This window comes from Ruegeria sp. C2 (genome assembly GCF_056537765.1).
Genome location: NZ_JBQFRZ010000007.1, coordinates 17,453 through 30,629, shown reverse-complemented (window position 1 = coordinate 30,629; position 13,177 = coordinate 17,453). Strand labels below are relative to the sequence as shown.

14 protein-coding genes are annotated in these 13,177 nt (G+C 58.6%); 8 read left to right on the top strand and 6 right to left on the bottom strand.

What is annotated here, in order from left to right; all coding sequences use genetic code 11:
- Window positions 1-23 precede the first annotated feature (23 nt).
- The 3 genes from polA to ACR0IV_RS17365 form a co-directional block, all read right to left on the bottom strand.
- Window positions 24-2,828 (bottom strand): DNA polymerase I, encoded by a 2,805-nt coding sequence (polA, locus tag ACR0IV_RS17375; protein ID WP_480659980.1) that lies wholly within the window; start codon window positions 2,826-2,828, stop codon window positions 24-26.
- Window positions 2,829-2,903: 75 nt separating this feature from the next.
- Window positions 2,904-3,569 carry a YrbL family protein gene (locus ACR0IV_RS17370; protein ID WP_480659981.1) on the bottom strand — a complete coding sequence of 222 codons (666 nt, stop codon included), beginning with the start codon at window positions 3,567-3,569 and terminating at the stop codon, window positions 2,904-2,906.
- Between the two features lie 42 nt (window positions 3,570-3,611).
- Window positions 3,612-3,785 carry a zinc-finger domain-containing protein gene (locus ACR0IV_RS17365; RefSeq protein ID WP_480471943.1) on the bottom strand — a complete coding sequence of 58 codons (174 nt, stop codon included), beginning with the start codon at window positions 3,783-3,785 and terminating at the stop codon, window positions 3,612-3,614.
- An 87-nt stretch (window positions 3,786-3,872) separates the two neighbouring features.
- Between ACR0IV_RS17365 and ACR0IV_RS17360 the strand changes: the two genes are divergently transcribed.
- Window positions 3,873-4,865 carry an ABC transporter ATP-binding protein gene (locus ACR0IV_RS17360; protein WP_480660002.1) on the top strand — a complete coding sequence of 331 codons (993 nt, stop codon included), beginning with the start codon at window positions 3,873-3,875 and terminating at the stop codon, window positions 4,863-4,865.
- Here ACR0IV_RS17360 and ACR0IV_RS17355 read toward each other — a convergent pair.
- Entirely contained in the window at window positions 4,862-5,329 is a 468-nt protein-coding gene (locus ACR0IV_RS17355) for a DUF1203 domain-containing protein (RefSeq protein WP_480471512.1), read from the bottom strand. The two genes, ACR0IV_RS17360 and ACR0IV_RS17355, sit on opposite strands and share 4 nt — an antisense overlap.
- A 189-nt stretch (window positions 5,330-5,518) precedes the next feature.
- Between ACR0IV_RS17355 and ACR0IV_RS17350 the strand changes: the two genes are divergently transcribed.
- The gene (locus tag ACR0IV_RS17350) at window positions 5,519-6,457 is read left to right on the top strand and encodes a DMT family transporter (protein WP_480659982.1); all 939 of its coding nucleotides are present in this window, start codon (window positions 5,519-5,521) and stop codon (window positions 6,455-6,457) included.
- A gap of 51 nt (window positions 6,458-6,508) precedes the next feature.
- Here ACR0IV_RS17350 and ACR0IV_RS17345 read toward each other — a convergent pair whose 3' ends face one another.
- On the bottom strand, window positions 6,509-7,621 hold the full coding sequence (locus ACR0IV_RS17345; protein ID WP_480471510.1) for an S-(hydroxymethyl)glutathione dehydrogenase/class III alcohol dehydrogenase: 1,113 nt from the start codon (window positions 7,619-7,621) through the stop codon (window positions 6,509-6,511).
- A 130-nt stretch (window positions 7,622-7,751) separates the two neighbouring features.
- On the opposite strand from ACR0IV_RS17345, the gene ACR0IV_RS17340 reads away from it, so the two are divergent.
- The gene (locus ACR0IV_RS17340; RefSeq protein ID WP_480471509.1) at window positions 7,752-8,039 is read left to right on the top strand and encodes an I78 family peptidase inhibitor; all 288 of its coding nucleotides are present in this window, start codon (window positions 7,752-7,754) and stop codon (window positions 8,037-8,039) included.
- 2 nt (window positions 8,040-8,041) lie between these two features.
- On the opposite strand, the gene ACR0IV_RS17335 is transcribed toward ACR0IV_RS17340, so the two are convergent.
- Window positions 8,042-8,767 (bottom strand): SDR family NAD(P)-dependent oxidoreductase, encoded by a 726-nt coding sequence (locus ACR0IV_RS17335; protein WP_480471508.1) that lies wholly within the window; start codon window positions 8,765-8,767, stop codon window positions 8,042-8,044.
- A 193-nt stretch (window positions 8,768-8,960) separates the two neighbouring features.
- On the opposite strand from ACR0IV_RS17335, the gene ACR0IV_RS17330 reads away from it, so the two are divergent.
- Genes ACR0IV_RS17330 through ACR0IV_RS17310 form a run of 5 tightly spaced genes read left to right on the top strand, consistent with a single transcriptional unit; the run spans window position 8,961 to window position 13,158 of the window.
- Window positions 8,961-10,289 carry an NAD(P)/FAD-dependent oxidoreductase gene (locus ACR0IV_RS17330; protein WP_480659983.1) on the top strand — a complete coding sequence of 443 codons (1,329 nt, stop codon included), beginning with the start codon at window positions 8,961-8,963 and terminating at the stop codon, window positions 10,287-10,289.
- A complete protein-coding gene (locus tag ACR0IV_RS17325; RefSeq protein WP_480659984.1) occupies window positions 10,246-10,782 on the top strand; it encodes a chalcone isomerase family protein in 537 nt (178 codons plus the stop codon). Before ACR0IV_RS17330 ends, ACR0IV_RS17325 begins: the two co-directional genes overlap by 44 nt.
- Entirely contained in the window at window positions 10,782-12,005 is a 1,224-nt protein-coding gene (locus ACR0IV_RS17320; RefSeq protein ID WP_480659985.1) for an MFS transporter, read from the top strand. Before ACR0IV_RS17325 ends, ACR0IV_RS17320 begins: the two co-directional genes overlap by 1 nt.
- Window positions 12,002-12,619 (top strand): DUF3833 domain-containing protein, encoded by a 618-nt coding sequence (locus ACR0IV_RS17315; RefSeq protein ID WP_480659986.1) that lies wholly within the window; start codon window positions 12,002-12,004, stop codon window positions 12,617-12,619. The genes ACR0IV_RS17320 and ACR0IV_RS17315 overlap by 4 nt, the downstream gene beginning before the upstream one ends.
- A complete protein-coding gene (locus ACR0IV_RS17310) occupies window positions 12,616-13,158 on the top strand; it encodes a DUF3833 domain-containing protein (RefSeq protein ID WP_480659987.1) in 543 nt (180 codons plus the stop codon). The genes ACR0IV_RS17315 and ACR0IV_RS17310 overlap by 4 nt, the downstream gene beginning before the upstream one ends.
- Window positions 13,159-13,177 lie beyond the last annotated feature (19 nt).

Here is a 13,177-nt window from a genome sequence, read left to right as displayed (position 1 = left end):
GGCTTGATGAGCAGCGCCGCCCCCTAATGGGCCTCGGCCCAGTTCGCGCCTTGTCCGGCATCCGCGACCAGCTTGATATCCAGCTTCACTGCCGGATCAGCCGCCCCTTCCATCACCGCGCGCGCGACCGAAATGGTTTGATCAACAGCCTCTTCAGCCACTTCGAACAGCAACTCGTCATGCACCTGCAACAGCATCTTGGCGGGCAAGCCGTTGATCGCATCCGGCATCCGCACCATCGCGCGCCGGATCACATCTGCCGCCGTGCCTTGGATCGGAGCGTTGATCGCGGCCCGACGTGAGAACCCCGCATGCGGACCTTTGGCATTGATCTCGGGTGTATGGATTTTCCGCCCGAACAGAGTCTGGACATAGCCATTCTCTTTGGCAAACGCGATCGTGTCGTCCATATAGCGCCGTATGCCGGGGAAACGTTCGAAATATCGATCGATGAAGCCCTGTGCATCGGCGCGAGGGATGCGCAGATTGCGCGCAAGGCCGAAACCCGAGATGCCGTAGATCACACCAAAGTTGATCGCCTTGGCCTGTCGCCTGATCTCGGATGTCATTTCGTCCAGCGGTACGTCGAACATCTCGGAGGCGGTCATCGCGTGAATGTCCAACCCATCAGCAAATGCCTGTTTCAGAGTCGGAATATCGGCAATATGCGCCAGAATCCGCAACTCGATCTGGCTATAGTCCAAACTGACCAGCACATTGCCCGGTTCGGCAATAAACGCTTCACGAATGCGCCGCCCTTCTTCGGTTCGAACCGGAATGTTCTGCAGGTTCGGATCGGTCGAGGCCAAACGGCCGGTATTGGCCCCGGTGATTGAATAAGACGTATGCACCCGGCCCGTATCCGGGTTGATATGAGTTTGCAGCGCATCCGTATAGGTCGATTTCAGTTTGGACAGCTGCCGCCAGTCCAACACCCGGCGCGGCAGTTCATGCTCGGTGGCGAGGTCTTCAAGAATGTCAGCCCCGGTTGAGTATTTCCCGGTCTTGCCTTTCTTGCCGCCCTCAAGCCCCATCTTGTCGAACAGGATCTCACCCAGCTGTGCGGGCGAACCGACATTAAAGTTTTCACCTGCCAGCTCATGGATTTCAGCCTCTAACCCGGCCATTTTCTGCGCAAACGCATTGGACATACGGCTCAGCACATCGCGGTCAACCTTGATCCCATGCATCTCCATCTCGGCCAGCACCGGCACCAGAGGCCGTTCCAGCGTCTCATAAACCATTGTCACCTGCACCTGATGCAGTTGCGGCTTGAACAGCTTCCACAGCCGCAGCGTGATATCCGCATCCTCAGCGGCATAGGCCGTGGCTTCATCAATCGGCACTTTGTCAAAGGTAATCGCCGACTTACCCGAACCCAGCAGAGGCTTGATCGGGATCGGCGTGTGACTCAGATAGCGTTCCGACAGCGTATCCATGCCGTGCCCATGCTCGCCGCCATGCATCGCATAGGACATCAGCATGGTGTCATCGATGGGGGCCACGTCGACGCCGTAGCGCCTAAAGATTTTGGCATCGTATTTCATGTTCTGCCCGATCTTCAGGATCGAGGGGTCCTCAAACATCGGTTTCAACAATGTTAGAGCCTCGTCCAGCGGCATCTGCCCCTCGGCTAGTGCGTCTGAGCCAAACAGATCATCCGTCGCACTTTCACGATGAGTCAGCGGGATGTAACAGGCTTCCCCAGCCTCCACGCACAGCGAAATCCCGACCAGATCGGCGATCATCTCGTTCAGGCCGGTGGTCTCGGTATCCACAGCGATCCAGCCCCGCTCATAAGCCTGATCGATCCATTTCTGCAGAGCGCTCGCGTCCCGCACGCATTCATATTTCGACGCATCAAACGGCAGGGCCTCAGCCTCCTCTGCCTCAGCAACCGGCGCGGGCGCGTCAGCGATCACCGGAGCCTCGGCCCCCAGCTTGTCAGCGATGCGCTTGGTGAGGGTGCGAAACTCCATCTCGGCCAAAAAGCCCAGCAAGGTTTCTGCGTCGGGGTCTTTGACCTCAAGATCGTCCAGAGTGAAATCCAGCGGCGTGTTTTCATCCAGTTGCACCAGCTTTTTCGACAGCTCGATCTGGTCACGCTTTTCGATCAGTGTCTGGCGACGTTTGGGCTGTTTGATCTCTTCAGCCCGGTCCAGCAGCGTTTCCAGATCGCCATATTCGTTGATCAGCAAGGCAGCAGTCTTCACACCAATGCCCGGAGCCCCCGGCACGTTATCCACCGAATCCCCGGCCAGCGCCTGCACATCGACCACGCGCTCAGGACCCACACCAAATTTCTCGACCACCCCGTCGCGGTCGATGCGCTTGTTCTTCATCGCATCCAGCATTTCCACACCGCCGCCAACCAGTTGCATCAGGTCCTTGTCGGAACTGACGATGGTCACGCGCCCTCCGGCTTCGCGCGCCTGAACGGCCAGCGTGGCGATGATGTCGTCGGCCTCGTAGCCTTCCAGCTCTTTGCAGGCGATGTTGAAGGCTCTGGTCGCCTCGCGGGTCAGCGGCATCTGCGGGCGCAGGTCCTCGGGCATCGCTTCGCGGTTGGCCTTATAGAGATCGTAGAGGTCGTTGCGGAATGTGTGTGATCCCTTGTCGAAGATCACCGCCACATGGGTCGGCGCGTCCGGCCCGGCATTTCCTTCGACATATTTCTGCAGCATGTTGCAGAATCCCGATACCGCCCCAATCGGCAGCCCATCCGATTTCCGCGTCAGCGGCGGAAGCGCGTGATAGGCGCGGAAGATAAAGGCCGATCCATCAATGAGATGCAGATGGCAGCCTTTTCCGAATTGGGTCTGGGTCATACGAGGGCTCCTGCGCTGGGTTGCGCCAAGTTGTACCGAATGCGTTGGCAAAAGACGAGGCCGCTCATGGCCCCATCAGCGGTCCGAAAACCTGCGCGGCGACGCGTCCCAGATCAGCCCCGATTTCTGCGCGATAACCGCGAATTGACGGCTGAGCGAGCGGTCATTCAGACGCTTGGACATGCTGCGCAGGGGGATCAGGTTCCGCTCACCGTAGCCGTCGATCAGGAAAAAGGCCGGGGTATCGCCGCGGACGCCATAGACAATGTTTGACCGCTTGACGTCACGCGCAACGATTTGAAGATCGAACATCTTGGCGACAAAGGCGTTCAGGTCTTCAAGGATCGCGGGGGGCATCCGTTCCCGACCCGCAAGCTGGCTGAGCTTCTGCGCCAGTCCCCCGTCCGGCCCGCTGATCCGCTCGACCGCAACGCCCGGCCCTTGCGTGGTCTGCACCACGCCCAGCATGCGCGACAGCGGCGAATCCTCGATCTTTGCCCCCAGCTTGAGCGCCACGCGCAGCTCACATTCGATTTCCTTCAAGGTACTGCGATAGCGCGCGCCGGGCACCAGTTTCCACGCCAAACGCTTGCCCCAGCGATGCGAGACGCGGTCCTCGGCGCGGGTAAACACCTTGATCAACAGATCGGGCTGGCCGGGAAACTCATAGACGCTGCGGACAGTGCCGTTTGCAATGGGCTGCTGGTCGGAGAGATCAATGGTCGTGGCTGCAAACAGCATCCTCGCTCCTTTCCAGATAGTCGCGTGTCGGGGTCAGGCCGATCAGCCCTCATGCCCTTTCAGCACATATTTGCAATCGCAATAGGGGCATTCGACCCAACCGGTATCTTCGGGGATCTGCAACCAGACACGCGGGTGGCCCAATGCGCCTTCGCCACCGTCACAGGCGACGCGGGAGGTTTCCACGATCTTGGTTTCCGGCGCTTCGATGGTCACGGCTGGCGATCCTTCTTCGGTTGTCGGCCTCGCGGGCATGTATTAGGTGCGTTTATGAGCGATGAGCAAACCGGGGGCAAGAGCCACATGGCCGATGCGGCAATCAGAATCGAAGGGCTGCGCAAAACCTATCGCGGCGGCAAGGGCCAACCCGAGAAACAGGCGCTGAAGGGGATCGACCTGACGATCCCGCGCGGTTCGGTCTTTGGCCTGCTGGGGCCAAACGGGGCCGGGAAATCGACCCTGATCAACATTCTTGCGGGGCTGGTGGTCAAAACCTCAGGCCAGGTTTCGATCTGGGGCTATGATCAGGATCGTAATCCGCGCCAGTCGCGCGCGGCCATCGGTGTGATGCCGCAAGAGCTGAACCTTGATCCCTTTTTCACGCCGCGCGGCGCGTTAGAAGTGCAGGCCGGCCTCTACGGTGTGCCCAATGCGGAACGCCGTAGCGACGAGATACTGGAACTGGTTGGCCTCAGCGACAAGGCCGAAGCTTATGCGCGCACACTGTCCGGCGGGATGCGGCGGCGATTGCTGCTGGCCAAGGCCCTGGTGCATCACCCGAAGATACTTGTGCTGGATGAGCCGACAGCAGGCGTGGATATCGAATTGCGCCAGATGCTCTGGGCCAATGTGCGCAAGCTGAACGAGCAAGGCATGACCATCATCCTGACCACGCATTATCTGGAAGAAGCGCAAGAGATGTGTGACGAGATCGCGATCATCAATCAGGGTGAGAAAGTGGCACAGGACAGCACCGCAAACCTGCTGGGTCGTATGGACAGCCGCACCATGGTGATCACGCCCGACAGCCCAGTTCAGAGCCTGCCCGAAACCGAAAATGTCGCCACCTCGCTGCGCGACGATGGAGATTTGGTGCTGCAGTACCACAGCGGCAAAACCAGCGCCGAACAGGTTCTGGAGGCTGTGCGGCACGTCGGAATCCGTATCCGTGACGTCCGGACCGAAGAGGCCGATCTTGAGGATGTCTTCCTCGCGCTGACCTCAAGCCGGTCCGACAACCTGCCTGCAGATGACCCGGATCAGCCGCGCCGAGGTATCCACCGCGTCAAGCTTTAAGCCCGATCGATCCGTGCGTGATAACAATTGTTCAGCGCTGAGCGGATGTGGATGTAAGCAACCTCTGCACGGGTAAAGATCGCTTCGGCGGCCTCCTGCAGTTGCGCCTGCGGCGTGATGATCCCAGTGCCATATACGATCCGGTCGTCTGAACCGTATCCCTTGATCAGGTAGTTGGGCGAATCCGTCAGCGCCTCGGGCAGATCAGCCGACGGCTCATAGCGTTGACACGGCTCTGCACACAGAAAAATCGGCCCTGTTTCGGCATAAGGCTGTGTTCTGGGAAAGGGTCGATGGGCCAGCACCAACATCTCTTTTCCTTCCGGGATATAGGTCAGGCAATGTCGGCATGGGTTGCCTGATCCGTTGGAAATCGCCCGCTCGGGCGGGTTTCCGTACCCATCCGGTGCTCCATCGCGATAGGCCTGAACCTGATCTGATGGAAGAGCAGAAATATTTTGCATGATATGTCTCCTTGCTGTGAGAAGATCATGCTTCTGTCAGCCCCCTGCCTTCGACCCGTTTCCTGCGCATTGCAAATACTGCAACCCTGCTCACCAAAAATGTTAGCGGTAAAGTTTTCACTACCCGCGCCGGGGTTTTGGGTCTAATTAGGCATCGAAACTCCAAACGCATTCACCGAGGCCGCTGACATGAGCGCTCAAGATACCACCCTGCGCGGGTTAGGGTTTGCATTTCTGGGATTTGCGATCTTTGCCTCCCATGACGTGCTGATCAAAGTGCTGGGCGGCACCTATTCGGTGCTGCAGATCATCTTCTTCGCGACGCTGTTTTCTTTCGTGCCCATGGCCGTCACGATACTGGCCGACCGAACCACCGGCAACTTTGTCCCGCGCCACCCCTGGCTGATCCTGTTGCGCTCGGCGCTGATGATCACCGCAATGTCTTGCGCATTCTACGCGTTCTCGGTTCTGCCACTGGCCGAGGTCTACTCGCTGCTGTTTTCCTTCCCGCTGATCGTGACGGTTCTGTCGATCCCGGTATTGGGCGAAATTGTCCGCGCCCAACGCTGGGCCGCGGTCGGAGTGGGCCTGATCGGCGTCCTGATTGTCCTGCGCCCGGGCACGACCGAGATCACTCTGGGTCATATGGCGGCGCTGATGGCGGCGTTCTGCAGTGCCTTCGCCTCGGTGCTTGTGCGCAAGATTGGCAATGAAGAACGTTCAGCCGTTCTGATCCTCTATCCGATGCTGTTGGCCATTGTGGCCATGAGCATCGCGCAACCGCTGGTCTATCAACCGCCCTCGCTGCTGCATTTGGCAATGATGGCGCTGGTGGGTGTGTTTTCGGTCATCGCGCAGCATCTTATCATCCTCGCCTACCGCGCCGCGCCCGCCGGGGTTGTCGCCCCCAGCCAGTACAGTCAGATCATCTGGGCCACGATCTTCGGCGTCATCTTCTTTGGCGAGCATCCGGATATCTGGGTCGCAGTGGGTGCCAGCGTCATCATTGCATCGGGCGTCTTTGTCGTCTGGCGCGAGAGCCGGTCCAACACCACTTCGGTCAATACCCCCGTTTTGCGGGTACGATCCCCGCGTTCCGACACTGGTGCGACTCGGCCTGGAAAATAAAATCGGCGCGCCGGTTGGCACGCCGTCTTGAAACAGTTCTTTCGCAGGGTCTTAGTAGACGACCACGGAGCGGATGCTTTCGCCTTTGTGCATGAGGTCGAAGCCGTGGTTGATGTCGTCCAGACCCATGGTGTGGGTGATCATCGGATCGATCTCGATCTTGCCCTCCATGTACCAGTCGACGATCTTCGGCACGTCGGTCCGGCCACGCGCGCCGCCAAAGGCCGTGCCGCGCCATGACCGGCCGGTGACCAGCTGGAAAGGACGGGTCGAGATTTCCGCTCCGGCAGGGGCCACGCCGATGATGATCGACTCACCCCAGCCCTTATGAGCTGATTCCAGTGCATCACGCATCACGCCAACATTGCCGGTGGCGTCGAAGGTGTAGTCTGCACCGCCCTTGGTCAGATCGACCAGATAAGGCACCAGATCGCCCTCAACCTCTTTCGGGTTGACGAAATCGGTCATGCCAAACTTGGTCGCCATCTCGACCTTCGAGGGGTTCAGGTCGACGCCCACGATCTGATCCGCTCCGGCCAGACGCAGACCCTGGATCACGTTCAGGCCAATGCCGCCCAGGCCAAACACGATGGCGCGGCTGCCGATCTCCACCTTGGCGGTGTTGATCACAGCGCCGATGCCGGTGGTCACGCCACAGCCGATGTAACAGATCTTGTCGAATGGCGCGTCCTCACGCACCTTGGCCAGCGCGATTTCCGGAAGGACCGTGTGGTTCGAGAAGGTCGAGCAGCCCATGTAGTGCAGGATCGGATCGCCATCCAGGGTCGAAAAGCGCGAGGTCCCATCGGGCATTAGGCCTTGCCCCTGCGTGGTCCGGATCGCCTGGCACAGGTTGGTCTTGGGGTGCAGGCAGTATTCGCACTCGCGACATTCCGGGGTGTAGAGCGGGATCACGTGATCGCCGGGTTTCAGGCTGGTCACACCGGGGCCGACCTCAACCACCACGCCCGCACCTTCATGGCCCAGAATGGCGGGGAACAGCCCCTCGGGGTCGGCACCCGACAGGGTGAATTCATCGGTGTGACAGATGCCGGTCGCCTTGATTTCCACCAAAACCTCGCCCGCCTTGGGGCCTTCAAGGTTCACATCCATAACTTCCAAAGGTTTGCCTGCCTGAACGGCAACAGCGGCACGCGTACGCATGGTGCTTATCTCCCTGTCTAATTTGACCCGACCCTGCGTCAAATACAGGGTGTTTTCAACTGCGCTTTCGTGACAGGTTGGCTAAATCTTTGATATTGCAGAAACGACATTGCCGGAAAGAGGAACGCCAATGCGCCGATTTATTCCGATCCTGTGCCTTCTGAGCGCCTGTGCTGAGACCGCCCCAGTTGAAGACATCATTCCGACAGCCGACACCTCGCCGGTCGATCTGGCCTTTTGCAAAGGTGAGCCGTTTGCTGATGCAATCGGCCAGCCGGTTTCAGACATTCAGGCCCAACTGCCCGAGCGGTCTCGCGTGCTGGGTCCGGATGATATAGCGACACAGGATTATCGCATCGATCGATTGAATGTGTATGTGAATGGTGCTGGCGTGATCCAGAGGCTCACCTGCGGCTGACCTCACTTCCCGCGATAGACCAGGATATCTGGCAAGTAGTCGATCAGGCGCACAACCCATGAAAAGGGTGCCGGGAAATCAGTGCGAAAGCGGCGGCGCGACATGGCGCGCAGGACGCGATCGGCTGCGTCCTCGGGCGTCATCAACATCGGCATCCTGAAGCTGTTTTTATCGGTCAGACGGGTTTTGATAAAGCCAGGATTGACGATGCGCACCGTGACACCAGAGCCTGCAAGGTCGTGCCGCATGGTCTCAGCCAGTGAGATCAGCGCCGCCTTGCTGGCTCCGTATGATATTGCGTTGGGCAAGCCATGATATCCGGCCAGAGACCCGATCAGAGTGACATCTCCGCTGCCATTACGCACAAATTCAGGCACCGTTTCCCCCAGCACACGCAATGCCCCGGAATAGTTGACGTCACTAATGGCAAGTGAGGCCTCGGTATCCCAGTTCTCTGTGCGGATCGGCTCATAGACCCCAGCGTTATAAACCAGCGCATCTACCGCTCCGGCCTCGGCCACAGCCCGGCGCACAGTATTGAGGTCGGTCACATCCATCTGAATAGCGCGCGCGTTGGGCAGCGTGTTGCAAATCTCGGTCAGCCGCCCCACGTTACGGGCAGACAGGATTAGATGCGCGCCTTCGCGGCTCAACTTTTCGGCCAAGACGCGACCCAATCCTTCGCTGGCGCCGATGATCCAGTAGGTTTTTCCGTCGAAACTGCTCATATCCGGGCCATTTGTGTTCTGTTGGGAATTGTACGACCCAGTGACAATGTTGGATCACGCAGCCCCTGTGTTACGGTGCAGCATGTAACCAGACATCACAACATAGTGCAGCAGCGAAAAACTTCTAATCTGACTGATCCAGTGCCCCATATCCTGCGTATCTCATTGTAAAATGCCGAATAACGAGGATAGAATGTTCGACGAAACCCGGGGTGTACGTAAGAAAATCGCAGTCATAGGCGCAGGCATTTCAGGTCTCTCCGCAGCTTATTACCTTTCTGAAAACCACGATATCACCGTGTTCGAGGCCGAGCCTCGACTGGGCGGCCATGCCCGTACGGTCTTGGCCGGCCGCAATGGCGATCAGCCCGTCGACACCGGGTTCATCGTCTTCAACTATGTCACCTACCCCTATCTGACCCGGTTGTTCGATGAACTGAACGTGCCGGTCACCAAAAGCGAAATGAGTTTCGGGGCCACCATCGATAACGGCCGAATCGAATACGGGCTGAACAACCTGCGCACTCTGACCGCGCAGAAACGCAATCTAGCCCGTCCAGCCTATTACAAAATGATCGCCGACATCCTGCGCTTTGGCAAAGAGGCCCCCGAAGCCGCGCAGGACGATGACACCACGATCGGAGAGTTGGTGGATCAGCTGCGCCTCGGCCATTGGTTCCGGCATAATTATCTGATGCCCATGTGCGGCGCGATCTGGTCAACGCCGGTTGAGTTCGTCGATCAGTTCCCTGCCCGCTCGCTGGTACAGTTCTTTCGCAACCACGCACTGCTGGCCTCGGGCCGGGCCAATCAGCACCAATGGTACACGGTGAAGGGCGGCAGCATCGAATATGTGCGCCGGATCGATGCCGCGTTGCGCGCACGTGGCTGTGACATTCGTCTGGCCTCGCCCGTTCAGCGGATCGAACGGCATGATCTGGGCGTTACCGTTCATGCAGGCGGCGAGGCCGATCTGTTTGACGAGATCATTCTGGCCACCCATTCCGATCAATCGCTCGCCATTCTTGGTGATGCGGCGACCGAAGATGAGAAAGCGGCGTTGGGTGCGATCAGATATCAACCAAACAAAGCCATCCTTCACTGCGATCCCCGTCAGATGCCTCGTCGGCGCGCCTGCTGGTCCAGTTGGACCTACAGGTCGCAAAAGGGCAATGTTGGGGTCACATATTGGATGAATCGGCTTCAAAACATCCCCGACAGCGACCCGCTGTTTGTGACGCTGAACGCCGCCTCAGATATTCCTGCGGACAAAATCTATGATGAAGTCGAATTCGCCCATCCGGTGTTCGACAAAGCCGCCCTGCGAGCTCAAGCACAAATCCGCGGGATGCAGGGACAGAACCGAACCTGGTTTGCCGGGGCGTATAACCGGCACGGTTTTCACGAAGACGGGATTGCCAGTGCGATGTATGTCGTTGAGCGCATCACCGGCATTCCACAGATTATCGGAGCTGACAATGGCGTTTCTGAGAATGATCAGGCCGTTCCTGCCTCGGCTTAACGCTGGCGCGGCGCTGGTATCGCTGATGCTGCTGATACCCGGAGGGCTGGCAGCCTCGCCCGTGTTTGGCGTTCTCAACAATGCCGAGTTGCGTGGCACGGCAACCTACCGCTATCTGGGTTTCCCGCTTTATGATGCGCAGCTGTTTACGCAAGGCGGTGCACCTTTGAACTGGAATCAGGATTTCGGACTGGAGCTGCGCTATCGCCGAAATGTGACCAAGAAGGCGCTAATCAACTCGACACTGGACGAGATGAAGCGGATCGGGCGCGCTGCCCCGATACGTGATCAGCTTGAGACCTGCTTTGCCCCTGTTTCAAAGGGTGATCGTTTTCTGGCGGTGTCGGACGGTCCGAACAAGGTCGAGTTCTGGCTGAATGGTCGCAAAACCTGCTCCATGTCCTATCCGGACATCAAACGCAGCTTTATGTCGATCTTTCTGGGCGAAAACACCCGCTCTGCAGCCTTTACGCAGGCGTTACGAGGGAACTGATGCTGTATCCGAGGGTCAGCCTCTACGCGCTGATGCTTGCTGCGGCGGGTATCCCGCTTTACATTCATCTGCCGCGTTTTGCCGCCTTCAATCTGGGTATCGGGCTGGGCGTGATCGGCACTGTCCTGCTGGTGATCCGGCTGATTGATCTGGTGCAGGACCCGCTGATCGGCTGGGCGATAGACCGCTGGCCCGATGGGCAGATGCTGTTTGCCGCCGCCGCCGCGCTCGGCTTGGCGATCGGGTTTCCCTTGTTGTTCGGCCTGCCTGAAGGGGCCAGTATTTCCGCATTAGTGTCTATTCTGGTCCTGTTATTCTCAGCCTACAGCCTAGGAACCATCCTGCTTTATGGACGCAGCGCAACGCTTGCGAAGCAGGCCACCTCAAAAGAGCTGATGCGACTGGCCGCCTTCCGCGAAGGCGGGCAACTGACTGGCGTCGTCATCGCCGCCGCCGCGCCCGCCTTATTCGTTGCGCTTGGTGCTGGGGCGCAAGGGTACCCGGCCTTCGGGCTATTCCTTGGAGTTCTGGCCGTGGTGACTCTGGCGGTGACTTTGCCGATGTGGCGGCGAAGGCCGATCACCGGGCAGGCGCTGTCATTTGCTGGGCTGGGACAAGCGGGGGCGCTACGGTTGCTGGCTCTGGCGCTGGTCAACAGCCTGCCAGTGGCGATCACCTCGACCCTGTTTCTGTTCTTTGTCGAGGACCGACTTCAACTGCCGGGCAAGGCTGGGCCACTGCTGATCCTGTTCTTCCTCAGCGCGGGACTTAGCGTGCCGTTCTGGGCAAAGCTCAGCAACCGAATTGGCCCGAAACAGACTCTGATAATCGCGATGCCACTGGCCATTCTCGGCTTTGTCGGCGCCGCCCTTCTGACCCCAGGAAATCTGGCTGGATTCGCGATCATCTGCCTTGCATCCGGCACCGCCTTGGGTGCGGACATGGTTGTCCTACCCGCCATGTTCTCGGTCGTTCTGACACGGGCCGGACTGAATGCATCTGCTGCATTCGGCATCTGGTCATTCGCAGGCAAGCTGGGTCTAGCTCTGGCTGCCTTTTTCACCCTGCCGCTGCTGGAACGCAGCGGCTTTACACCCGGACAGGCCAATTCGGCTGAGGCTTTGAACACACTCACCCTCGCCTATGCTGTCCTGCCCTGCATTTTGAAACTCGGAGCGTTTGGCATGGTCCTGACACTCCCGACAGAGGTCTCTGCCGAATGAAAACGCTCCTGTTCTGTCTGCTCGCTATATTTGCGGTGTTCGCTGTGAAGAATCGTTTCCTCAGTTTCCGCTCGCAATCGCCGTCCGACTACAGCGGGACCGGGCCCGCGTTCTCGCTGAAAAAGAACCTGAACGGTGAGATACTGTCCGAAGGGCTGATCTATGGCCCGAATGGCAAGATGTCGAACAGCTTTGTCGCGCGCATGGTCGGCGAATGGGACGGCAATACCGGTACGCTGTCCGAGTATTTTACCTATTCCAACGGCAAACAAATGACCCGCAAATGGTATCTGACCTTGGGCACGGGCAACACGTTTACCGCGACAGCGGATGATATCGTGGGCGAGGGCAAAGGCGTCATCTCGGGTGCAACCGTGAAGCTGACCTATCGCATCATCCTGCCCGAAGACGCGGGCGGGCATACACTGGATGTGACCGACTGGATGTATCTGACGGAAAACGGGGTGATCATGAACCGGTCCGAGATGCGTAAGTTCGGGATCAAGGTTGCCGAGCTGGTCGCCACCATGCGACCGACCCCCGAGGTGAAATCGGCCCATCTGCATGGCGCAAACGGTCACGATGCAGACTCTGAGCTGAGGGTTTTACAATGATCGCTCGCCGTACCCTTGTCGCGGTCGTCGCGATCGCGGGGCTGGCTATTCTCGCCGCATGCTCGGCCAAACCACGTATACCAAAAACGTTTCTGTCAGATCGCCAGTTGAACCTTGAAGAGTTCTTCGAAGGTAAGACCGTCGCTTATGGTCAGTTTCAGGATGTGCTGGGTAATGTCCCGCGTCGCTTTCAAGTCGATATTGACGGTACATGGGACGGAGAGACTCTGACGCTTGTTGAAGATTTCGTCTATGACGATGGTGCGACCGAGCAACGGATCTGGACCCTCACCAAGACCGGCGAAGACACCTGGACGGGCACCGCTCCCGGTGTGCTGGGCACGGCCAGCGGAGTCGAAAGGGGCGATACGTTTAACTGGAAGTACAAAATCGACCTGCCCGTCAAAGATGGCACCATGCGAGTCAATTTCGATGACTGGATGTGGATGTTATCCGATGATCGGCTGCTGAACCGAGCCTATGTTTCGCGTTTTGGCGTAAGGCTGGGTGAGGTCATTTTGTACTTCGAGAAGAAGTAGTCACCCCGCCAGCGCAGCC

What these genes read in the sequence shown, in the direction of transcription:
- polA (WP_480659980.1), bottom strand. Translation starts at nt 2,828, where the DNA reads ATGACCCAGACCCAATTCGGAAAAGGCTGCCATCTGCATCTCATTGAT.
- ACR0IV_RS17370 (WP_480659981.1), bottom strand. Translation starts at nt 3,569, where the DNA reads ATGCTGTTTGCAGCCACGACCATTGATCTCTCCGACCAGCAGCCCATT.
- ACR0IV_RS17360 (WP_480660002.1), top strand. Translation starts at nt 3,873, where the DNA reads ATGGCCGATGCGGCAATCAGAATCGAAGGGCTGCGCAAAACCTATCGC.
- ACR0IV_RS17355 (WP_480471512.1), bottom strand. Translation starts at nt 5,329, where the DNA reads ATGCAAAATATTTCTGCTCTTCCATCAGATCAGGTTCAGGCCTATCGC.
- ACR0IV_RS17350 (WP_480659982.1), top strand. Translation starts at nt 5,519, where the DNA reads ATGAGCGCTCAAGATACCACCCTGCGCGGGTTAGGGTTTGCATTTCTG.
- ACR0IV_RS17345 (WP_480471510.1), bottom strand. Translation starts at nt 7,621, where the DNA reads ATGCGTACGCGTGCCGCTGTTGCCGTTCAGGCAGGCAAACCTTTGGAA.
- ACR0IV_RS17340 (WP_480471509.1), top strand. Translation starts at nt 7,752, where the DNA reads ATGCGCCGATTTATTCCGATCCTGTGCCTTCTGAGCGCCTGTGCTGAG.
- ACR0IV_RS17335 (WP_480471508.1), bottom strand. Translation starts at nt 8,767, where the DNA reads ATGAGCAGTTTCGACGGAAAAACCTACTGGATCATCGGCGCCAGCGAA.
- ACR0IV_RS17330 (WP_480659983.1), top strand. Translation starts at nt 8,961, where the DNA reads ATGTTCGACGAAACCCGGGGTGTACGTAAGAAAATCGCAGTCATAGGC.
- ACR0IV_RS17325 (WP_480659984.1), top strand. Translation starts at nt 10,246, where the DNA reads ATGGCGTTTCTGAGAATGATCAGGCCGTTCCTGCCTCGGCTTAACGCT.
- ACR0IV_RS17320 (WP_480659985.1), top strand. Translation starts at nt 10,782, where the DNA reads ATGCTGTATCCGAGGGTCAGCCTCTACGCGCTGATGCTTGCTGCGGCG.
- ACR0IV_RS17315 (WP_480659986.1), top strand. Translation starts at nt 12,002, where the DNA reads ATGAAAACGCTCCTGTTCTGTCTGCTCGCTATATTTGCGGTGTTCGCT.
- ACR0IV_RS17310 (WP_480659987.1), top strand. Translation starts at nt 12,616, where the DNA reads ATGATCGCTCGCCGTACCCTTGTCGCGGTCGTCGCGATCGCGGGGCTG.